The following is a 20734-nucleotide window of genomic DNA, read 5'->3' as shown; positions in this document are numbered from 1 at the left end:
GGTCCCTCGGACGTCGCGATCGCGACGCGTCGGTCACGGCAACATCGCCGGCTGCGCGTCGTACCACTCGCGCGCGCGGATCAGGTGGAAGTCGCGCTGTCCGTTGTCGACCGCGACCGCGCAGCTGAGCACGCCCCATTTCGCGTACAGGCTGCCGGCGCGCTGCTTTCCGTGCAGGCGCAGCCGCGCCTTGACGTCGTAACGCGCGTTGCTCGCATCCACGTTGTCCAGCAGCAGCGTCTGCCCGGCGAGGCGCACGTTGCCGTTGGCCTGCGCCGGGCCGGAATCGACCAGCTTGAACATCCATTTCGGGTAATCCTTCTGCCGGGAGAACAGCGCAAGCAGGAAACCGACGTCCTTCATCGCGATGCGCGCACGGCCGTCGATGCTCACCGGTCGATCCCAGTCCATGCGCGCGCGTTGCAGGTCGATGCGCGTCCACCAGCCGCCGCGCGACTCGCCGCCGGGCTCGGTGAAACTGACGTTGGCCAGCGCCATGCGCGTGCCGTCGATGTTGAACGTGTGGCGCTTGAGGTCCGCGCGACGCAGCTTCGTGTCGATGTCCACGTCGGTGCGCAGCGCGATGCCGGCCAGGTGCATGCGGGCAGCGCGCGCATCGATGCCGAGCGTGCCCTGCCCGATCGCGCCCGCGCCATCGAGCGTGAGATCGCCGGACAGCGTGCCCGAACCGCCATCGAATCGCAGATGATCGTTGGGCAGGTACCGGTTGTAGGCGCGCAGGTCGGGCACCTTCGCATCGGCGAAGGTGAGATGCGCGCGCATCGCCTGCCCCACCTGCTTCATCGCCCCCGGCTGGCGCAGCGCCTGACGTTCCACGCCGGACACGCTTTCCAGCAGCAGCCGCAGGTTCTGCCCCTGCACGAACGGACGCGCCGCCGCGTCGTCGGCCGCGATGTCGAACCGCTCCATCACCAGCTCCAGGCGCGGCAGCACCTCGTCGTCCGGCCCTGTGTCCAGACGGCCGTCGGCACGCGCGCGACCGGCGATGCGGTTGCCCATGACGTGCGCGACGGCCTGCACGTCCGGCACGCCGACGCGGCTGCCGCCCGCGATCCGCCCGTCGATCACCCGCACGTCCGCGTCCACCACGCCCGCGCCGTCCAGCGACAGCCACGGCGCGTCGAAGAAACTCCCCAGCCAGCGCAGCGACGCGAAGTGCCATCGCCCGACCACGTGCCCGGAGCTGCGCGGCAACAGGCTTCGCGCATCCTTCAGCGGAACCTGCGTGCCACGAACGGTCACGTCGGCATCCAGCGACAGGCGACCCTCGGCCTGCGCGGGCGCGCGCGCGATCAGGTGCATGTCGCGATCCACGTCCAGGGCGACGTCCAGCGCATCGCTGAAGGCCTTGCCGGTTCCGTCGCGCCCGCGCACCGGCGTGTGCCAGCGCAGGCGACTGCCGGGCGTCAGCGAGCCGCGCGCGAAGCCCAGGTCGATCTGCGCGCGTCCATCGCCGGCCACGTTGCTCAGTGCGATGCGGCCCTGCGGGTCGATGCTCACGCCCAGCGTGGGTGCCTTGCCGTCGAGCTTGAGCGTCGCGTCGGTGAGCAGCAGCTTCGCGATGCCGCGTGCCTGATCGCGCGTGTGCCGCGCGATGGCGAAGTCGGCATCGATGCGACCGTCGCGCAGCAGCGCGTCCTTGCCGAATCGAAGCTGGGCGTTCTCGAAGTGCGCCTGCGACGGCATCAGCTCCAGCGCCCCGCCGCGCAGCTGCTTGAAGAAGCCGACGTTCGCGCGGCCCACGCCGTCGAGCACGAGATCGCCCAGGCGTCCGTGGCGGATCGAATCGCTGTGGATGCGGTCGAACTGCAGCACCCAGCCGCCCGCACGCGCGGGCAGCGGCGGTTTGTGCGGGCCGCCGATATCGACGGCGCCGGTGACCTCGTACGCGACCACTTCCGGCACGCGCACGGTCTTTCGCAACAGCGGAAGGATCGCGATGCGGCCGCTGGCGCGCGCGGCCTCCACCGACCACGTCGCGCGACCGGCGTGGCCTTTCAGGCGCACGTCCCACACGTGCACGCGGCCGGGCCACAGCGTGAGGCCGCGACTCCACTGGATCTGGAACTTCTCCGGCTTGCGGTTGGCGGTCCATTCGCCGATCGGCGTGTTGATGAAGATGTTGCCGGCCAGCAGGTAGAACGCGTAAACGCCGACCAGCACGATCGCGCCGAGCCGTATCCAGCGCCGCGCGAGGGAAGGAACACGCTGCCACGAACGCGTTGCGAAGTTCAGTTCCATTGATGCGTGCTCCCTGGTGCACGGTGCGATGCGCTGAGCTTACCCGCGCAACGCGGCCGCCGGCCTCTCGACCGACGCGAACTTTGCACCGTGCATTGCCTGCACGATTGCGATTAGTGGCGCGCGAGTTCGACCACGCGTGGATGCACGAGGCGCTCGAAATCGTGCCAGCCCATGCGCATCAGCTCGCGATGCGATCCGGCGTTGAACGCGATGTCGTCGTCCTCGGCCAGGCTCGCCGCGGCATACACGTCCATCGCGTAGAGATTGCCGAACGGCGGCATCGCGCCGACCTCGCATTCGGGGAAGCGGTCGCTGAAGTCCGACTCGCTCGCCAACGCGACTTCGCGCGCGCCGCTGGCCTTGCGCAGCTGCGCCAGATCGAGCCATTCGTCCGACGGAAGCACCGCCATCGCGAGCTTTCCATCGAGCCGCACCATGACGGTCTTCACCATCTCGTGGCTGTCGATGTGGGCGCTCGCCGCGGTGTCGCGTGCGGTGAAGGCATGCGGATGCGTCATCGTGTCGTAGGCGACGCGGTTGGAACTGAGGAATTCCTGGAGGCGCGGGGACAGGGTTTCGGACGACATGGCACGGGCTCCTTCAGCGGAGGCCGGGCGCGTCGCGACGCTCGATGCGGCGCGCGGGGCGTGGGTCGTTGTATGAAGAGGCGACTTGAAACGTGAGGCGTGCCGCACGGGACGGCCCGGCCAGTGTACCCCCGTTGTGCGATGCGATCCGCGGCCTGCTGCGTCACGTGTGCGTTATCGACGCCCCGCGAGACGCGTCGGCGCCATTCATCGAATCGGCGCGGCGGAATACGGCGATCGGCGGCAGGACGGCGTGCGTGTGGCGAACCCGGGTGCGCTTCGCTTACCCGGGCTACAAAAGCGGGCTTTCAGCGCAGCTCGAACGCGTCCGCGTCCAGCATCGCAGGGAAACGCTCGCGATGTGCGGCCAGCTCGGCCGCCGACAGCGTCACGGTGACGACGGTCTCGACGTCCACGCACTCGGTGACCGGCTGGCCGACGTAATCGATCACCGCACTGTCGCCGGCGTAATGCAGCCCGTTGCCGTCGGTGCCGACGCGGTTCACCGCCGCGACGTAACACAGGTTCTCGATCGCACGCGCGCGCAGCAGCGTCTTCCACGGATACGCGCGCGCCGACGGCCAGTTGGCGACGAAGATCATCAAGTCGAAGTCGAGCTGGCCCGCACGTTCGACATCGAACCGGTTACGCGAGAACACGGGGAAACGCAGGTCGTAGCAGACCAGCGGGCAGATGCGCCAGCCGCGCCAGTCGAGCGTGAGGCGATCGCGGCCCGCCGCGTAGCGCTCGTGTTCGCGCGCGTAACGGAACAGGTGGCGCTTGTCGTAGGTGCTCACCGCACCGTCGGGCGTGGCGAACAGCAGGCGGTTGTAGACGCCGTCGCCATCGCGCAACTGGACGCTGCCGGTCACCGCGGCGTCGAGCCGCGCGGCCTGTTCGCGGACCCATTCGACGGTGGGTCCCGCCATCGTCTCGGCATTGCCGATGGCCTCGTTGGAGAAACCGCTGGTGAAGGTTTCCGGCAGGATCACCAGATCCGTCGTGCCGCGCAGCGGCGCGATCAGTCCACCGTAGTAATCGCGATTGCCGGCCGGATCGTGCCAGCGGGTGTCGCCTTGGACGAGGGTGACGCGCAGGTCGTTCATTGGACTACCCGAATGTGTGGCTGAATTCGATCGCCGTCATCCCCGCGAAGGCGGGGATCCAGCTGTCAGACGCATCAAACCCTACGGAACACATGACGCGTCGGACGGTTGGATTCCCGCTTTCGCGGGAATGACGATTCTTGAAGCGACGGACGTTTCACGGAAGCCGCTTCGGTGTACGTCAAAGCCTCTGCAACCGCTCGATCGCCTTGTCCAGCGTCGCCTCGTTCTTCGCGAAGCACAGACGCGCGAGGCGCTGCCCCGCCGGCGGCGTTTCGTAGAACGGCGACAGCGGGATGGCGGCCACGCCCTTTTCCACCGTGAGCCAGCGGCAGAACGCGGCATCGTCCAGGTCGCTCACGTCCGAATAATCCACCAGCTGAAAATAACCGCCTGGCACCGGCAGCGGCTTCAGGCGCGTGGTGAGCAACTGCTCACGGAAGCGGTCGCGCTTGGCTTCGTAGAACGCGCCGAGTTGCTCGTAGTGTTCCGGCTCGGCTTCGATCATCTCCGCGAACGCCCACTGCGCCGGAGCGAACGTGCAGAAGGTGTTGTACTGGTGCACCTTGCGCAGCTCGGCCGACAGCAGCGGCGGCGCGATGCAGTAACCGACCTTCCAGCCGGTGCAGTGGTAGGTCTTGCCGAAGCTGGACACGACGAACGCGCGTTCGCGCAGTTCCGGATGGCGCAGCACGGATTCATGACGGCGGCCGTCGAACACGATGTGCTCGTACACCTCGTCCGACAGCAGCCAGAGGTTCGTGTCGCGCAGCAGCGCGGTGAGCTGTTCGATGTCGTCCGCGGTGAACATCGCGCCGGACGGATTGTGCGGCGAGTTGATCATCAGAAGGCGCGTCTTCGGCGTGACCGCGGCGCGGATCGCCTGCCAGTCGGGCGCGAAGGTCTGCGGATCCAGCGGCACGTGAACGGCGCGACCGCCGGCCAGGTCGATCGCCGGCTCGTAGGAGTCGTAGCAGGGATCGAGCACGATCACCTCCTCACCCGCGCGCACGACGGCGGCGACGGCGTCGAAAATCGCCTCGCTCGCACCGGAAACGACGGTCACTTCAGTATCCGCGTCCGGACGATGGCCGTAGCAGCGCTCGGTCTTCGCGGCGATGGCCTGGCGCAGCGCGGGCACGCCGGTCATCGGCGCGTACTGGTTCCTGCCCTCGCGCATGGCGCGGTCGAGCGCGTCGATCAGGCGCTCGGGCACGTTGAAGTCCGGGAAGCCCTGGCCGAGGTTGACCGCGTCGTGCTCCATCGCCAGCTGCGACATCACGGTGAAGATGGTCGTGCCGACCTTCGGCAGTTTGGTTTGCAGGGTCATCGCGGGGAAAGCTCGGCGTGGGGGTTGCGGACCGCCAAGTGTAAGGACGCGGGCACGGCGGCGTCATGACGAACGCTCATCTGCGCATCCTCCGGCCGCAGGCGCGGGCGCGCGCGATTGCGCCGGTCGCATCGGCCGTGGACACTTGCGCCATGCGTGAACTGCAGATCGTCGACGCCGCCGAGCTTGCCAGCGCCTACGCCGCCGCGGTGTATGTGGTCGCGCTGGACGGCGATTCGTTTCCGCTGCGCGTCGGCGAGCCCGCGCGCGACCTGGAGGCCTACGCCCCGGCGTCGCGCTATGCGTTCATCACGGCGTGGAATCCGGCGTCGCAACCGCGCTCGGACACCGCCAACGAGGCCGCCGACGCCCTGCTCGTCACACAGCTCGACGCGCTGGGCGTGACGCGGCACGCCGCGTGGGCGCAGGACGCCGACGGCCGCTGGCGCGAGCCGGGCTGGCTCGTGGCCGACGTGGACGAGAGCGCGCTGCTCCGGCTCGCGGAGGAATTCGGCCAGGCGGGCGTGCTGGACTGGGCGGCCGGCGAGCCGGTTCGGCTGCGGATGCTGGCGCCGCGCCCCGTCGGACACGCGGTCGCGCATACGGACTGGATCCCGGCGTGAGCGGTGACGCCTGATCACGTCGTGAGTCCCACCGGGCGTGCTCCGCCTGCCCGGGTGCCAACGCCCGCCGCCGTCAGGCGCCCCGCCACGCCAAGCGGCGGATTTGGCGAACCGAATAGAATGGCCGACCTTCGCGGCGCCGCCCGCCCGGCCTTTCCGATGACGCCCAACGACCGCCCCGCCCCGCCGCTGCTGGCCGCCCGCGGCCTGCGCTTCGCGCGCAACGACGAACCGGTGTTCGGCCCGCTGGATTTCAGCGTCGACGCCGGCGAAGCGCTGCTCGTGCAGGGCGACAACGGCGCCGGCAAGACCACGCTGCTGCGCGTGCTCGCCGGGCTGCTTCGCTCCGACGGCGGCGAGATCGACCTCGACGGCCAACCGGCCGGGCATGCCCGTCGCGCCCGCGCGATCGCGTACCTGAGCCACCTGCCAGGGCTCAAGGCGGACCTGACGGCGATGGAAAACCTCGACTTCCTGTGCGGCCTGCAGGGTCGCCGCCGTGCACAGCTTCCCGAGAACGCCCTGGCGATCGTCGGGCTGGCCGGCTACGAGGACACGCTCGCGCGCCAGCTTTCGGCCGGGCAGAAGAAGCGCCTGTCGCTGGCGCGGCTGTGGATGTCGCCGGCGCCGCTGTGGCTGCTCGACGAGCCGTACGCGAACCTCGACCTGGAAGGCATCGAGCTGGTCAACCGCATGGTCCAGGCGCACCTGCGCGAGGGCGGCGCGGCGCTGGTCACCACCCACGGCGCCTACGCGGCCCCGCCGGTGCGCACGCGCATGCTGGTGCTGAGCCGGGGGGCCGCCGCATGAGCGCCTCCACCACGCCGAGCCTGGTCGGCGCCGCGCGCGCCCTGCTCGTCCGCGATTCGCGCCTGCTGTGGCGGCGTCGCGGCGATGCGCTGCAGCCGGCGCTGTTCGCGCTGCTGGTCGTCGTCCTGTTCGCCCTCGGCCTGGGCGGCGAGAAGACCGCGCTGTCGAAGGTCGCCGCCGCGGTGTTGTGGCTGGCCGTCCTGCTGGCCGGCCTGCTCTCGCTGGACACGCTGTTCCGCGGCGACGCCGAGGACGGCTCGCTGGAGCAGTGGATGCTGGCGCCGGTGCCGCTGGCCTGGCTGGTCGGGGTGCGGACCTTCATGCATTGGGCGACGACCGCGCTGCCGCTGCTGATCGCCACGCCCTTCCTCGGCGAGCTGCTGTACCTGCCGCATCGCGAGCTGGGCGTGCTGATGACCTCGCTCGCGCTGGGCACGCCGCTGCTGAGCCTCATCGGCGCCGTCGTGGCCGCCCTGACAGTCGGGATGCGGCGCTCCGGTATACTCGTGGCCCTGCTGGCGCTGCCGTTGTACGTGCCGGTGCTGGTGTTCGGCGCGGGCAGCGTGGCGGCCTGCGCGCAGGGGCTGGATCCGACCGGAGCGCTGCTGTTGCTGGGCGCGGGCCTGGCGGTGGCGCTGGTCCTGGCGCCGCTGGCCGCGGCCGCCGCGATCCGCATCGCACTGAGCTGAGTTCGACGGGGCGCACGGGTGAACGCCGGGGACGGAGCTTTGAGCCAGATCAAGGGGCCCCTTCCCGGCCGACGCGACAATCCGCCGCAACCGCCACCGTCCGGCCGCACCGCCGGACCGGGCTGAGAAATCGATGAATCCGATCATCCGCTGGTTCCACAAACTCGGATCGCCTCCGTACTTCGACCGCTTCGCCGCGCGCTGGGCGCCCTGGGGCTACGGCCTGGGCCTGCTGGTCATGGCCTGGGGCCTGTACGGCGCGCTGTTCCAGGTGCCGGCCGACTACCAGCAGGGCGACAGCTTCCGCATCCTCTACATCCACGTGCCAAGCGCCTGGATGAGCATGGCGGTCTTCGGCCTGATGGCGCTGTATTCGGCGATCGCGCTGGTGTGGCGCATCAAGCTGTGCGAGATCCTCGCGATGGCCTGCGCGCCGATCGGCGCGGCCTTCACGCTCATCACCCTGCTCACCGGCTCCATCTGGGGCAAGCCGATGTGGGGCACGTGGTGGGACTGGGATCCGCGCCTGACCACCGAACTGATCCTGCTGTTCCTCTACCTGGGCATGATCGGCCTGTACAACGCCATCGACGACCGCCGCGCCGCCGCGCGTGCCGCGGGGCTGCTGGCGATCGTCGGCGTCGCGCTGCTGCCGGTGATCCGGTACTCGGTGGTGTGGTGGAACTCGCTGCACCAGGGCCAGACGATCGAGATCTTCGGCGAGTCGAAGATGGATCCCAGCATGTACGGGCCGCTGATCTGGATGGTCCTCGGCACCAAGCTTTGGTTCGTCGGCGCGCTGCTGTCGCGCGCCCGCGCCGACAACCTGCGTCGCGAGAGCGGCAAGGGCTGGGTCGCCGACCTCGCCGGAGGTCGGCGCGCATGAGTTATCAGAACTACGTGATCGCCGCCTACGCGGTGTTCGTGATCGTGCTGGGATGGGACTACGCCAGCACGAAGCTGCAGATCCGCCGCGAGTTGCGCGGCGCACGCCAGCGTGCCGCGCGCGAGGCCGCGCGCCCGGGCCGTGACGCCGAACTGACCCGCTAGCCCCTTTCGTTCGAGAGTGCTTCCCGCATGAATCCCGTCCGTCGCCGCCGCCTGCTCTGGGTCATCGCCCTGGTCGTGGCCGCCGGCATCGCCACCACGCTCGTCGCGATGGCCCTGCAGCGCAACATCGCCTACCTCTACACCCCCAGCGAAGTGCTGCGCGGCGAAGCCGGCGGGCAGGCGCGTTTCCGCCTGGGCGGCATGGTCGCGGCCGATTCGTTCAAGCGCGCGCCCGGCTCGCTCGACGCGACCTTCCGCGTGACCGATGGCGACGCGCAGATGCCGGTCAAGTACACCGGCATCCTCCCCGACCTCTTCCGCGAGAAGCAGGCCGTCGTCGCCACCGGCCGCATGCAGGGCGACGTGTTCGTGGCCGAGGAGATCCTCGCCAAGCACGACGAGAACTACATGCCGAAGGAAGTCGCCGACAAGATGGGCATGGCGCACAAGAAGCACGACGTCGACGCACCCGCCGCCGGCGCGGCGAAGGAAGCCAAGTAAGTGCTGGGCGAAATCGGGCAGGTCGCGCTGATCCTCGCGCTGCTGGTGTCGGTCCTGCAGGCGGCGCTGCCGCTGGCCGGCGCGCAGCGCGGCGTCGCGCCGTGGATGGCCGTTGCGCGTCCGGCCGCATATGCGCAGCTGGCGCTGGTGGCCTTCGCGTTCGTGATCCTCACGCATGGCTTCGTGACGCAGGATTTCTCCCTGCGCTACGTCGCCGAGAACAGCAACTCGCTGCTGCCGGTGATGTACCGCTACACCGCGGTGTGGGGCGCGCACGAAGGCTCGCTGCTGCTGTGGGCGCTGATCCTCGCCGCGTGGACCGGCGCCGTCGCGCGTTTCTCGCGCAGCCTGCCGGACACCGTCATCTCGCGCGTGCTGGGCGTGATGGGGCTGGTGAGCGCGGGCTTCCTCGCGTTCCTGATCTTCACCAGCAATCCGTTCCTCCGCCTGCTGCCCTCGCCCGGCGAAGGGCGCGACCTCAACCCGCTGCTGCAGGACCCGGGGATGATCATCCATCCGCCGATGCTGTACCTGGGCTACGTCGGCTTCGCGGTGCCGTTCGCGTTCGCGATCGCCGCCCTGCTCGACGGAAAGATCGACGCACGCTGGCTGCGCTGGACGCGTCCGTGGACGAACGTCGCGTGGGCCTTCCTGACGCTCGGCATCGCGCTGGGTTCGTGGTGGGCGTATTACGAACTCGGCTGGGGCGGTTGGTGGTTCTGGGATCCGGTCGAGAACGCGAGCTTCATGCCGTGGCTCGCCGGTGCCGCGCTGCTGCATTCGCAGGCGGTGACCGAAAAGCGCGGCAGTTTCCGCGGCTGGACGCTGCTGCTCGCCATCGCGACGTTCTCGCTGTCGCTGCTGGGCACGTTCCTGGTGCGTTCGGGCGTGCTGACCAGCGTGCACGCGTTCGCGGCCGATCCGGCGCGCGGCCTCTTCATCCTCATCTTCCTCGGCATCGTCGTCGGCGGATCGCTGCTGCTGTACGCGCTGAAGGCGCCGTCCTCGGAAGATGCCGGCAAGCCCTTCGAGCTGTTCTCGCGCGAAACGCTGCTGCTCGCCAACAACCTGCTGCTGTCCACGGCGTGCGCGATGGTGCTGCTCGGCACGCTGTATCCGCTGCTCGCCGACGCGCTGGAGCTGGGCAAGATTTCCGTCGGTCCGCCCTACTTCGCGTTGATGTTCGTGCTGCTGATGGCGCCGCTGGTGCTGCTGCTGCCGTTCGGCCCGATCACCCGCTGGCAGCGCGACCAGGCGTCGAAGCCGCTGGCGATGCTGCTGCCGTGGGCTGGACTCGCCATCGCGCTCGCGGTCGTCGCCTATTTCATGGCGCCGCAGGGCCCGGTGAAGGTCGCCGCGGGCGTGCTCGGCGCGGCGTGGGTGCTCTTCGGCACGGCGCGCTTCGTGTGGACGCGCGTGCGCAGCCAGACCAGCGGCCAGCGCTTCACGCCGGAAATGCTCGGCATGACGCTCGCGCATTTCGGCGTGGCGGTGTTCCTCGTCGGCGCCCTGCTGACCGAAGGCCTGACCACGCAGCGCGAACTCGCCGTCGCGCCCGGCCAGACCGTCGAACTGGGCCGCTACGCGTTCCGTTTCGATGGCGCGGCGCATTCGCAGGGCCCGAACTACGAAGCCGACCGCGGCACCGTCAGCGTGTTCGAGAACGGCAAGCCGCTCACCGTGCTGCATCCGGAAAAGCGCGCCTACGCCAGCGGCGGCCAGGTGATGACCGAAGCGGCGATCGCGCGCGGCGTTACGCGTGACCTGTACGTCGCGCTGGGCGAACCGCTCGGCGGCGATGCGTGGGCGCTGCGCGTGCACATCAAGCCGTTCGTGCGCTGGATCTGGGCCGGTGCGTTGCTGATGATGCTGGGCGGGTTCGTGACGGCGACGGATCGGCGCTTCCGCATGAAATCGGTTGCGTCGGTCGAAGCACCGTCGCGGCCGGCCATGCAAGCGCTATCGACCACAGGCGGCAGCGTCTTTGGCGAATACGAACGGCATAAGCGAAACGCCAGCGGTCCGGACGACGTACGCGTCGACTTCGATGGAGACGATGCGTGAACAAGGCCCGCTGGATCCCTTTGATCGTCGTCGCCGCCCTCGGCGTGCTGCTCTTCGCCGGCGTGCTGCTGAGCCGCAACCCCAATCGCGATGCCCTGCCCTCGCCGCTGATCGGCAAGCCCGCGCCGGCCTTCCGCCTGCCGGTGCTGCACGAGCCCGGCCGGCTGGTCACCGATCGCGACCTGCGCGGCGCGCCCTACCTTCTGAACGTCTGGGGCAGCTGGTGCCCGGCGTGTCGCGACGAGCATCCGGTGCTGACGCGTTTCGCCGAAACCAAGCGCCTGCGCGTCATCGGTTTCAACTGGAAGGACGAGCACGCCGACGCGTTGCGCTGGCTGGAGCAGTTCGGCAACCCGTATTTCATGGTCCTCACCGATTACGACGGCAAGGCCGCCATCGACTGGGGCATCTACGGCGCACCGGAAACCTTCCTCGTCGACGCCGGCGGCACGATCCGCTGGAAGTACGTCGGCCCGCTCACCGACGAGGTGATCGAAAAGGAACTGCTGCCCCAGCTGGCGCAGATCGACGCGCGGGGCGCATCGCTGTGATGCGCGGCGCTTTCCCGCACGCCGTGCTGCTCGCATTGGCGCTGATGTTCTCCGGCGCCCCAGCGTTCGCGCAGGTCGCCACCGGCGCCACGCCGCTGCGTTTCACCGACAGCACCGAGGAAAAGCGCTTCCACGCGCTGGTGAGCGAACTGCGTTGCGTGATGTGCCAGAACCAGTCGCTGGCCGATTCCAACGCGCAGATCGCCGTGGACCTTCGCCGCGAAGTGCTCGAGCTGATGCGCAAGGGCAAGACCGACGCGGAGATCAAGGATTTCCTTGTCGCGCGTTACGGCGAATTCGTGCTGTACCGCCCACAGGTCGAAAGCAAGACGTGGCTGCTGTGGTTCGGCCCGGCGTTGGTGCTGCTGGCCGGCGGCATCGTCGTGGTCGGTGCGGTACGACGCCGCTCGCGTCCGTCCGCGCAGGCGGCGGCCGACGAGCGCAATGACGAGCAGGAGTGGTGATGGGCAGCGCGATGGTGGGTTTCGTGATCGCCGGCCTCGTGCTGGCCGTGCTGACGCTGGCCTACGTGCTGCGCCCGCTGTGGCGCACGCGACGCGTCGCGGGCGTGGCGGTGATCGCCGGATTGACGCTCGCCACCGCGATGGCCTACGTCGCCATCGGTACGCCGGCCGCGCTGGACAACGCGCAGCGCGAGATGCCCCGCACGCTGGACGAAGCCATCTCGAAACTCGAAGCCGAGCTGCAGCGCGATCCCAACCAGATCGAAGGCTGGCGCTTGCTCGGCCGCGCCTACATCGCGCAGGGCAACGCCGCCAAGGCGTCCGACGCGCTGTCGCACGCGATCAAGCTCGCGCCGGACGACCCGGACCTGCTGGCCGAAGCGGCCGAAATGCGTGCGCTCGCCGCACCGGAACGCCGCTTCGACGAACAGGGCGTCGCGATGCTGCGACACGCGATCGAACTGCAGCCCATGCACCAGCGCGCGCGCTGGTTCCTCGGCATCGCCCAGCGCCAGGCGTCGCAGCCGGCCGAAGCCGCGCGCACGTGGGAACCGCTGCTGACGACCATCGTCGATGCCGCGGCCGCCGCGCCGCTGCGCGCGCAGATCGACGCCGCGCGCGCCGAAGCCGGCCTTCCGCCGCTGCCGGCGGCTGCCGCAGCTTCCACGGCCTCCGCGCAGGCGCCAACCAAGGGCGGGATGAAGGTGAAGGTGTCGGTCACGCCGGAACTCGCCGCGAAGATTCCGCCGAACGCGACGCTGTTCGTGATCGCGCGCCAGCCCGGCGGTCCGCCGATGCCGGTCGCCGCGGAGAAGCTGCCCGCGACGGGGTTCCCGCGCGAGATCACGCTCGACGACAACGACAGCCCGATGCCCACGCTGAAGCTCTCGCAGCTGCACCGCGTCGAAGTGCTCGCGCGCATTTCCGTCAGTGGCGACGCCACGCCGGAACCGGGCGACATGGAAGCGAAGGCGAAGGTGTCGGACAAATCCGGCGTGGTCGAACTGGTGATCGATTCGGTTCGCCCCTGAGGTTCGCGGGCGGATCTCCGACGACGCCGGATCGGATTTTCCGACATGCCGCCAGGCATAACGGTGATGTCGTCGTCCCGCCCGGCACTTTAAGCTTGCGCCCATGACCGAATTCATCCCGCCCGGCACGCGCTGGTTCGACCTGCCCTCCCCGTTCGCAATGAAGCGCGGAGGCGAGCTGCATGGCGCCCGCGTCGCATACGAAACCTGGGGCACGTTGAACGCCGCGCGCGACAACGCCGTGCTGATCGTCACCGGCCTCTCGCCCGATGCGCACGCGGCGAGCAACGAGGGCAATCCGGAGCCGGGCTGGTGGGAAGCCATGCTCGGCCCCGACAAACCCATCGACACGAACCGCTGGTTCGTGATCTGCGTGAACTCGCTGGGTAGCTGCAAGGGCTCGACGGGGCCGGCCTCGATCAACCCGCAGACCGGCAAGCTGTATCGCCTGGATTTCCCGGATCTGTCGGTGGAAGACGGCGCGGACGCCGCAGCGCACCTCGTGCGCGGACTGGGCCTGGATCGCATCGCCTGCCTTATCGGCAATTCGATGGGCGGCATGACGGCCCTCGCGTTCCTGCTGCGCCACCCGGGTCTGGCGCGCAACCACATCAATATTTCAGGCGCGGCGAAAGCGCTGCCGTTCTCCATCGCCATCCGTTCGCTGCAGCGCGAGGCGATCCGCCTGGATCCCAACTGGAACCACGGCCAGTACGACGACGCGCACTATCCCGAGTCCGGCATGCGCATGGCGCGCAAGCTCGGCGTGATCACCTATCGCTCCGCGCTGGAATGGGACGGCCGCTTCGGTCGCGTGCGCCTGGACTCCGATCGTGCCGACGAAGATCCGTTCGGGCTGGAATTCGAAGTCGAAAGCTACCTGGAAGGCCACGCGCGCCGGTTCGTGCGCCGGTTCGATCCGAACTGCTATCTGTATCTGAGTCGATCGATGGACTGGTTCGACATCGGCGAATACTGCGCGACGCGTTCGAGCGGCGAAGCGGACACGCGTGCGGGCCTCGCGAGCATCCGCGTGGAGAAGGCGTTGGCGATCGGCGTGCATACGGACATCCTCTTCCCGCTCCAGCAACAGGAAGAAATCGCCGAAGGACTGCGCGCGGGCGGGGCCGACGCGACCTTCGTGCCGTTGCCTTCTCCGCAGGGACACGACGCGTTCCTCGTGGACATCGCGCGCTTCGGGCCTGCGGTCGCGGGATTCCTGAACGCCCTGTAGGCGCGCTCGCGCGGGCATACCGGCATGGATTGACGCAACGCAAGAAAGCCGACGCGGGCCGCGCGGTAGAATCGGCCCATGAACGCCTCCGACGCGCTGCCCGATCTGCACTTTCCCGGCCACGACAAGCTGGTCGCCGCCATCGACGCCGCGGTCTCCGCCGGCGACGAACACGCGGTCACCGCAGCGCTGCGCACCACGCTGTGCGGCATGATCCGCGACCGCGACGTGCAGCTGCCCGCCTGCGTCCACGAACCCATCGCCGACCATTACGCACGTCGCGAGCTCTACCGCAGCCCCGACCTCGGTTACAGCGTCGTCGCGATGACCTGGGGCCCGGGCCAGGGCACGCCAGTGCACGACCACTGCGGCCTGTGGTGCGTGGAAGGCGTCTGGGACGGCGAGCTGGAAATCACGCAGTACGAGTTGCTGGAACGCGAAGGCGATCGCTTCCGCTTCCGCGCGGCCGGCGGCATGCATGCCGGCCCCGGCAGCGCAGGCAGCCTCATCCCGCCGCACGAATACCACACGATCCGTAACGTCAGCCGCGATGCCGTCGCGGTCTCGCTGCACATCTACAAGGCGGCGATGGAGTCGTGCGCGACGTTCGTGCCGGACCAGGGCGAATGGTTCTCGCGCGTGGACAAGACGCTGCGCACCGACGAAGCCGCCTGATCGCCCGGCGGCAAACGCTGGCCCCGTCACCACCTGACCTTCGGCACCTTGGCGCTGTCACCGGCCGGCATTAGCGTGGGCGCATTCATCGTCAGGAGCGCCGACGTGCTGACCGATTTCCTCCTCGCGTCCCTGCACCACCTGCTCGTCTTCGGACTGATCGCCATGCTGGTGGCCGAATCGGTCCTGCTGCGCGGCGCCCTCGACCGCGCCACGCTGCAGCGTCTTGCCGGCATCGACATGGGCTACGGCCTGTGCGCGATGGCGCTGATCGCCGTCGGCATCGGTCGCGTCGCATTCGGCATCAAGGGCTACGACTTCTACCTGCACAACCCGTGGTTCCACGCCAAGATGGGCGCGTTCGTGCTGGTGGGGCTGCTGTCGATCCTGCCGACCGTGCGCTTCCTGCGCTGGCGCAAGGCGCTGGCAGCCAATCCGATCTTTTTGCCCGATGCCGCGGAGACCGCCCGCATGCGCACGATCGTCCGCGTCGAGCTCATCCTGCTGGCCGCGATCTTCGTCCTCGCCGCTGCCATGGCCCGCCATGGCGGATTGAGCCTTTGAGCGCTGCCGCAGGCCCGACCCTCGGCTATACTGCACGGCCGCGCCGGAATGGCGGAATCGGTAGACGCAGCGGACTCAAAATCCGCCGCCCTTAAAAGCGTGTGGGTTCGAGTCCCACTTCCGGCACCAGACAGGACCCGCGAGCGATCGCGGTTTTTTTGTTGGCCCATCGGTCGCCTTGCCCCGGCTGCCCCGCAGGACACCCGGGCTTCACATCGGCACCCGCAATCTCAGCCCACGAGACCGCCGCGGATCGTATCCGTCGCACCACACCGGGGAAGTGGCCATGCCGAACGAGACTTTCAGCGCCTACGACGAAGCGGGCAACCGATACACCATCCACGTGCGCCGCACCTTCATCGAAGCGCGCGGTTCCGGGGAGGAACGACGCGTGGAAGGCTTGCGCTCGTACCACCTGACCGATGGCGTCGTGGTGGATCGCATCGATGCCGAGTCCTTCGCCATCGCCACCAATGGCGTGGCGCTCAAGCTTCGACCGCTCGGCGTCTGAAGCGCGATACCTTGCAACGGGCGAGCGTCTACGGCGCTCGCCGGGCGACTACAACCCGGCGCCGAGCACCCGCCGATAGCGCACTTCCACCGCCCTCGCCGCCTCGCCCTGCGGCGAGATGTTGGTCATGGTGATGATGAGCCGATCCGGGTCGGGCTGTTCGATTTCCGTGCGCCAGTCCCAGCGCGGACCGCCCTTGCCGTCGCCATAGCTGCCCAGCACGTTGAAGTGTTCCGACGTGGCCGGGCCGGCGGAGAACATGATGCTGGTGCCGGTGCCGAAGCTTTCCACCCAGGCCGACTCGTACGCGTTGTCGTCCAGGTGCAGGCCGTAGATGGCGACGCCTTCGATGGGATCATCGCCGAAGCGGCTGCGGTATTCGTGCAACAGGAAGCGGCCGTCGAGGATGCCCCGGATGGTGCCGCGTTGCGGTGCTTCGCAGGCCACGTGATCGGGCTGGAACCACAGCCGGAACGTGCCTTCCCATTCGCCGATCATCTGCGCGAGGCGGCGGTGCCGGCCGTTCGCGATGGAAGCTTCGAATTCCTTCCTGCCCATTGCGCGCTCCGTTGGGGCGACGCGAACAGGCGACGCCGTCAGGGCAGGAGCGTACCGAACACCACGCGCGAGCGCTCGTCGTAGATTCGCAGCCACAGTGCCTGGCTGCTTCGTTCGGCGCAGCGCTTTGCCTTGGGCAGCACCGCGGCCAGCGCGGCTTCGGCGCTGGCGTAATCCGCGCTGGCTTCGGCGATCTGCTGCTGCAGGACGCCGCCGTCATGGCGCGATAGTTCGACGCGGTACATCGCAGGGCTCCTCCGGCCGGGGGCGTCCGGCATGGACGTGCGGGGGACAGGATGCATAGGCTGCCAAGGTTTCCGCGGGCCCACAGTCAGCGGGCGCTGCGCCGCTTTGTAGGACTATCCCTACACGACCTCAGCCGGCTTAGCTGAACGCAACTTCCATTCCTCCTGCCAATACACACGCATGTGCCTGATTGCCCTTTCGTGGAAGCAGCATTCCCGCTATCGGCTGGCGCTCATCGCCAATCGCGACGAGGCCCATGACCGTCCGGCGGCCCCGGCCGGCGTGGACCCGGTCGACCCGACGCTCTACGGCGGCCGCGACCTGCTCGCGGGAGGAAGCTGGCTGCTCGCTTCCACGCGCGGCCGCCTGGCCGCCGTCACCAACGTCCGCGCCGGCGCGGCCGAAGGACCGATGCCGCGCTCCCGCGGCGCACTCGTCCGCGAATTCGCCGCCGGCGACGGCGAGGTCGGCGCGCTGGCCGACCTCGCCTCGCAAGCCGCCGGTTTCGGCCGCTTCAACCTGCTGGCGTTCGACGGCGTGAGGCTCGCCTTCGCGAGCAACCATCCCGACTTCCGCACGTACGACGTCACGCCCGGGTTGCATGCGATGTCCAATGGGGACTTCGACGCGCCCTGGCCCAAGAGCGGCCACGCCACGCGGGCGCTGGAGCGCTGGCTCGCGAGCCCCGCGGCGCACGCCGGCCGGACCGGCGACGACGACGACCTCGCTCCGCTGTTCGAGGCGCTCGCCGACACCACACCCGCGCCGGACGACACCCTGCCCGACACCGGCGTCGGATTGCCGCTGGAGCGGTTGCTCTCGCCGCCGTTCGTGCGCGGCGAACGCTACGGGACGCGCTGCAGTTCGATCGTCCTGGTCGAGGACGCGCGGCTGACGTTCGTCGAGCAGAGCTACGGGCCGAATGGCGTCCGCCTCGGCCGCACCCGGGCGAGCTTCGCCATCGGCTGAACACGAGCGACCTCGCCGGCGCGGTCCCAAGGCGTCGCCAGCGGCACGCATCAGTGCGCGCATCGCGCTACCGGGCCCGCTGCCGCACGCCTACCATGTCGGTATCGCCCCATGCGCGAGGGCCATCGCGGCCTCATGAACACCCTCCTCCACCTCATCGCCGTCTACGGTCTGCTGGTCGTCTTCGTCAGCGTGCTGCTCGACCAGGGCGGCATCCCCGTGCCGGCGTATCCGCCGATCATCCTTACCGCCGCGCTCGCGACCGACCAGGGCCGCAGCGCCTGGCCGATCGTCGCCGTCGCGGCGATCGCCGCCGTCATCGCCGACTGGCTCTGGTACGTCGGCGGCCGACGGCTCGGCGCGAAGCTGCTTCGACTGATGTGCCGCCTCTCGCTGTCGCCGGATTCGTGCGTGCTGATGACACGCGGCATCTACGGTCGCTGGGGTCCGCCGTCGCTGATCGTCGCCAAATTCATCCCGGGATTCGCCGCCGTCGCGACCACGCTTGCCGGCGAAACCGGCACGCGGCCGGGGCGGTTCCTGTTGTTCGACGGCATCGGCGCGGTGCTCTGGGCTGGCGTCGCGGTGGCGCTCGGCGTCGTCTTCCACGAAGCGGTGAACAGCGTGCTCGAGCGCCTGGAAACGCTGGGACGCATGACGATCCCGGTCGTGCTCGCGCTGATCGCCGGCTTCGTGTTGTGGAAGCTGTGGCGCCGCCGGATGTTCCGGCGCCAGTTGCGCATGGCGCGCATCACGCCGGCGGAGCTGCGCGCATTGATGGATGGCGAATCGCCGCCGCTGATCCTCGACGTGCGCCCCCAACCGCAGCGCGCGCTCACCGGCTGGATCCCCGGTTCGATCTTCGTGCAGACCGTCGCCGAAGCGGCGCTGACGCCGCGCGAGGAAGTGATCGTCTATTGCGACTGCCCGAACGAAGCCTCGGCTGCGGTACTCGCCCGCGCGCTCAACAAGCGTGGATTCAAGCGCGTGCGGCCGCTCGCGGGCGGCTTCGATGCGTGGAAGAGCGACGGCAACCTGGTCTCGTTCGAATGACGGCGCATCACGTCGACGACCACGGCCACCATCCGCGGCCGGTGCTGGCATAACGGTCGGCGGCACGTTCGAACCGGTTGCGCACGCTGATCCCGCCCGACAACAGGTACAACGGCAGGAACAGCGGTCCGAGCGCGAGGTACTGGTAGACGTGCGCGCGTTCGTGATCGGCGAGCACGATCGGCGCTTCCTCGCCATGGCCGGCGCGATGCGCGTAGGTGACGCACGGCGCATCGAGGTCGTCGCCGGTGTGCAGGATCACGTTGCCGAACGTGATCGCCCCGCCCGGGCCCCACGGCCATCGATGGAACACCAGCGCCAGCTCGCGCCCGCGCCAGTGCGCATGCGCGCCGAACGCGAGCCCGATCGCGCCCAGCAGCAGCCCGACCAAGGTGTTGGGCAGCGTCCACAGCGCGCCCAGTGCGAGCGCCACGTTTCGAAGCATCGTCATGCGCGAAAGCGTAGCGCGGACGTCGAACGCCTGCGTGGCGTCAATCGCCTTCGGGGATCAGCAACCACAGGATCAGGTAGACGAGCGCGCCCGGGAAGGCGGCCGAGGCGATCGACACCAGCACGAACAGCACGCGCGTGAGGGTCGAATTCCAGCCGAATCGTCGGGCGATGCCGCCGAGGACGCCGGCGATCATGCGATCGTGGCGGGAACGGGAAAGCGTGCGGGTGACGTTCATGGGGCGTGCTCGGAAGGCCGACGCGCGCGAGTCTAGCGCCGGCCGTCAGGGCGTCGCGTGACGGAGCGCCGACAGCCGCCCACCGAGCCATTGCGCGGACGGCACGGCTGCCTTGCCCGGGCATCGCACCGAATACGCCTTGCCGCTCATGCTGCTCTGCGTGCCCGCGCGCTCGATGAACTGCTCGGCGGTGTCGACGAGATCGCGCTTTCGCAGGTAGTCGTACTTGCGTTGCAGGTGCGCCTGCGCGTCGGTCGCGGAATACCACGTGCCGTTGCGCTGGAACTCGCATCTGGATGCGCCCAGCGCGGCGATCAGTTGTTCGATCTCGCGCTGCGCCTGCGGCGGCGGCGCCGCCCACGCGGACGCGGAAAGCGCCCCGAGCAGCGCGCCGACGAAAAACCCTCGAACTGCACGCGAGGCGCGCATGCCCATCACTGCGCCGCCGCGAGCCACGGCCGCACGACGCCGGCCCAGATCGCGTAGCCGCTGGCGTTCATGTGTAGGCGGTCGGCGACGAACAATTCCTCGCGCGGCTGGCCCTGCGCGTCGAGCATCGGCAGGAAGATGTCGAGGTAGTCCACGCCGTCGGTCTGCTGCGCGAATTCGCGTACCAGCGCGTTGGCTTCACGGATCTGCGGAAGCAACGTCGCGCGCGACGGACTGGGCTTGATCGACACGAACGCGATGCGCGCCTTCGGCAGGCGGTCGTGCACCTTGCGCACGAATGCGGCGAAGTCGTCGCGCACCTGCGTCGGCGTGCGGCCTTCGAACAGGTCGTTGTCGCCGGCGTAGAACACGATCGCGCTGGGCGAATACGGCGTCACGATGCGATCGGCGTAGTACGTCGAATCGCGCACGCGCGAGCCGCCGAAGCCGCGGTTGATCGTCGCCACGCCGGGGAAGTCGTCGGCCATCGAATCCCACAGCCGGATCGACGACGAACCCACGAACACCACGCCGCCGGGGCGTCGGCGCACGACGCTGTCGGCCTGTTCGAATGCGGCGATGTCGGGCTCCCATCGGACCGAGTCGCTGGGAAGCGCAACGGGCGCATCCGGCGCCGGGGTGTGCCAGACGCAGGCGCCCAGCAGGGCCAGGCAGGCGATGAGCAGGATTCGAATCACGGTCGCGTCCGTCCTTCTTTGATCACGCGAGTTTCGC

General features: G+C 69.1%; 25 protein-coding genes, 1 tRNA gene and 1 pseudogene. 17 read left to right on the top strand and 10 right to left on the bottom strand.

Features of this window, described 5'->3' with window-relative positions:
• Positions 1-33 precede the first annotated feature (33 nt).
• From LA521A_RS07245 to LA521A_RS07230, 4 genes are all read right to left on the bottom strand, one after another.
• Positions 34-2262 (bottom strand): AsmA family protein, encoded by a 2229-nt coding sequence (locus LA521A_RS07245; RefSeq protein ID WP_281781626.1) that lies wholly within the window; start codon positions 2260-2262, stop codon positions 34-36.
• A 113-nt stretch (positions 2263-2375) separates the two neighbouring features.
• Positions 2376-2852 (bottom strand): aminoacyl-tRNA deacylase, encoded by a 477-nt coding sequence (locus tag LA521A_RS07240; protein WP_281781625.1) that lies wholly within the window; start codon positions 2850-2852, stop codon positions 2376-2378.
• Between the two features lie 308 nt (positions 2853-3160).
• Positions 3161-3958: an amidohydrolase gene (locus tag LA521A_RS07235; RefSeq protein ID WP_281781624.1), complete on the bottom strand. Its 798-nt coding sequence runs from the start codon at positions 3956-3958 to the stop codon at positions 3161-3163.
• A 181-nt stretch (positions 3959-4139) separates the two neighbouring features.
• A complete protein-coding gene (locus LA521A_RS07230; protein WP_281781623.1) occupies positions 4140-5288 on the bottom strand; it encodes a pyridoxal phosphate-dependent aminotransferase in 1149 nt (382 codons plus the stop codon).
• Positions 5289-5440: 152 nt separating this feature from the next.
• Here LA521A_RS07230 and LA521A_RS07225 point away from each other — a divergent pair, with 152 nt between their 5' ends.
• The 15 genes and pseudogenes from LA521A_RS07225 to LA521A_RS07155 all read left to right on the top strand — a co-directional run bounded on the left by LA521A_RS07225 (position 5441) and on the right by LA521A_RS07155 (position 16055).
• Entirely contained in the window at positions 5441-5911 is a 471-nt protein-coding gene (locus LA521A_RS07225) for a DUF3293 domain-containing protein (protein ID WP_281781622.1), read from the top strand.
• A gap of 159 nt (positions 5912-6070) precedes the next feature.
• Entirely contained in the window at positions 6071-6721 is a 651-nt protein-coding gene (gene ccmA, locus LA521A_RS07220; protein WP_281782048.1) for a heme ABC exporter ATP-binding protein CcmA, read from the top strand.
• Entirely contained in the window at positions 6718-7410 is a 693-nt protein-coding gene (gene ccmB, locus LA521A_RS07215) for a heme exporter protein CcmB (protein ID WP_281781621.1), read from the top strand. The genes ccmA and ccmB overlap by 4 nt, the downstream gene beginning before the upstream one ends.
• A gap of 133 nt (positions 7411-7543) precedes the next feature.
• Positions 7544-8296 carry a heme ABC transporter permease CcmC gene (gene ccmC / locus LA521A_RS07210; RefSeq protein ID WP_281781620.1) on the top strand — a complete coding sequence of 251 codons (753 nt, stop codon included), beginning with the start codon at positions 7544-7546 and terminating at the stop codon, positions 8294-8296.
• The gene (ccmD, locus tag LA521A_RS07205; protein WP_281781619.1) at positions 8293-8460 is read left to right on the top strand and encodes a heme exporter protein CcmD; all 168 of its coding nucleotides are present in this window, start codon (positions 8293-8295) and stop codon (positions 8458-8460) included. The genes ccmC and ccmD overlap by 4 nt, the downstream gene beginning before the upstream one ends.
• A 27-nt stretch (positions 8461-8487) precedes the next feature.
• A complete protein-coding gene (ccmE, locus tag LA521A_RS07200; protein WP_281781618.1) occupies positions 8488-8961 on the top strand; it encodes a cytochrome c maturation protein CcmE in 474 nt (157 codons plus the stop codon).
• Positions 8962-10869: pseudogene (locus LA521A_RS07195) on the top strand (heme lyase CcmF/NrfE family subunit); the annotation flags it as partial.
• A 152-nt stretch (positions 10870-11021) separates the two neighbouring features.
• A complete protein-coding gene (locus LA521A_RS07190) occupies positions 11022-11576 on the top strand; it encodes a DsbE family thiol:disulfide interchange protein (RefSeq protein WP_281781617.1) in 555 nt (184 codons plus the stop codon).
• 44 nt (positions 11577-11620) lie between these two features.
• Positions 11621-12040, top strand: a complete 420-nt coding sequence (locus LA521A_RS07185; protein WP_281782047.1) for a cytochrome c-type biogenesis protein — start codon at positions 11621-11623, stop codon at positions 12038-12040.
• Entirely contained in the window at positions 12040-13071 is a 1032-nt protein-coding gene (locus LA521A_RS07180) for a tetratricopeptide repeat protein (protein WP_281781616.1), read from the top strand. The genes LA521A_RS07185 and LA521A_RS07180 overlap by 1 nt, the downstream gene beginning before the upstream one ends.
• 103 nt (positions 13072-13174) lie before the next feature.
• The gene (metX, locus tag LA521A_RS07175) at positions 13175-14305 is read left to right on the top strand and encodes a homoserine O-acetyltransferase MetX (protein WP_281781615.1); all 1131 of its coding nucleotides are present in this window, start codon (positions 13175-13177) and stop codon (positions 14303-14305) included.
• A gap of 78 nt (positions 14306-14383) precedes the next feature.
• Entirely contained in the window at positions 14384-14980 is a 597-nt protein-coding gene (locus LA521A_RS07170; protein WP_281781614.1) for a cysteine dioxygenase family protein, read from the top strand.
• 48 nt (positions 14981-15028) lie between these two features.
• Positions 15029-15544, top strand: coding sequence for a DUF2214 family protein (locus LA521A_RS07165; protein WP_281781613.1), 516 nt, complete (start codon positions 15029-15031; stop codon positions 15542-15544).
• A 42-nt stretch (positions 15545-15586) separates the two neighbouring features.
• Positions 15587-15673: transfer RNA gene (locus LA521A_RS07160), tRNA-Leu, on the top strand.
• Between the two features lie 157 nt (positions 15674-15830).
• Complete coding sequence (locus LA521A_RS07155) at positions 15831-16055, top strand: hypothetical protein (protein WP_281781612.1); 225 nt, start codon at positions 15831-15833, stop codon at positions 16053-16055.
• 48 nt (positions 16056-16103) lie between these two features.
• On the opposite strand, the gene LA521A_RS07150 is transcribed toward LA521A_RS07155, so the two are convergent.
• Together LA521A_RS07150 and LA521A_RS07145 are read right to left on the bottom strand one after the other, a co-directional pair.
• The gene (locus LA521A_RS07150; protein WP_281781611.1) at positions 16104-16613 is read right to left on the bottom strand and encodes a DUF1579 domain-containing protein; all 510 of its coding nucleotides are present in this window, start codon (positions 16611-16613) and stop codon (positions 16104-16106) included.
• A gap of 38 nt (positions 16614-16651) precedes the next feature.
• The gene (locus LA521A_RS07145) at positions 16652-16858 is read right to left on the bottom strand and encodes a hypothetical protein (RefSeq protein WP_115840632.1); all 207 of its coding nucleotides are present in this window, start codon (positions 16856-16858) and stop codon (positions 16652-16654) included.
• 181 nt (positions 16859-17039) lie between these two features.
• Between LA521A_RS07145 and LA521A_RS07140 the strand changes: the two genes are divergently transcribed.
• Together LA521A_RS07140 and LA521A_RS07135 are read left to right on the top strand one after the other, a co-directional pair.
• Positions 17040-17828 carry an NRDE family protein gene (locus LA521A_RS07140; protein ID WP_281781610.1) on the top strand — a complete coding sequence of 263 codons (789 nt, stop codon included), beginning with the start codon at positions 17040-17042 and terminating at the stop codon, positions 17826-17828.
• A gap of 135 nt (positions 17829-17963) precedes the next feature.
• The gene (locus LA521A_RS07135; protein WP_281781609.1) at positions 17964-18881 is read left to right on the top strand and encodes a DedA family protein/thiosulfate sulfurtransferase GlpE; all 918 of its coding nucleotides are present in this window, start codon (positions 17964-17966) and stop codon (positions 18879-18881) included.
• Between the two features lie 7 nt (positions 18882-18888).
• Here LA521A_RS07135 and LA521A_RS07130 read toward each other — a convergent pair whose 3' ends face one another.
• The 4 genes from LA521A_RS07130 to LA521A_RS07115 are packed head-to-tail and all read right to left on the bottom strand — an operon-like array spanning position 18889 to position 20697.
• On the bottom strand, positions 18889-19326 hold the full coding sequence (locus LA521A_RS07130) for a hypothetical protein (protein WP_281782046.1): 438 nt from the start codon (positions 19324-19326) through the stop codon (positions 18889-18891).
• Between the two features lie 46 nt (positions 19327-19372).
• Entirely contained in the window at positions 19373-19570 is a 198-nt protein-coding gene (locus LA521A_RS07125; protein WP_281781608.1) for a PspC domain-containing protein, read from the bottom strand.
• 45 nt (positions 19571-19615) lie between these two features.
• The gene (locus LA521A_RS07120) at positions 19616-19999 is read right to left on the bottom strand and encodes a YfeK family protein (protein ID WP_281781607.1); all 384 of its coding nucleotides are present in this window, start codon (positions 19997-19999) and stop codon (positions 19616-19618) included.
• A gap of 5 nt (positions 20000-20004) precedes the next feature.
• On the bottom strand, positions 20005-20697 hold the full coding sequence (locus LA521A_RS07115) for an SGNH/GDSL hydrolase family protein (RefSeq protein WP_281781606.1): 693 nt from the start codon (positions 20695-20697) through the stop codon (positions 20005-20007).
• Positions 20698-20734 lie beyond the last annotated feature (37 nt).

It is taken from the genome of Lysobacter auxotrophicus, from assembly GCF_027924565.1.
Classification (GTDB): Bacteria; Pseudomonadota; Gammaproteobacteria; order Xanthomonadales; family Xanthomonadaceae; genus Lysobacter_J; species Lysobacter_J auxotrophicus.
This window is presented reverse-complemented; position numbering and strand designations above follow the sequence as displayed.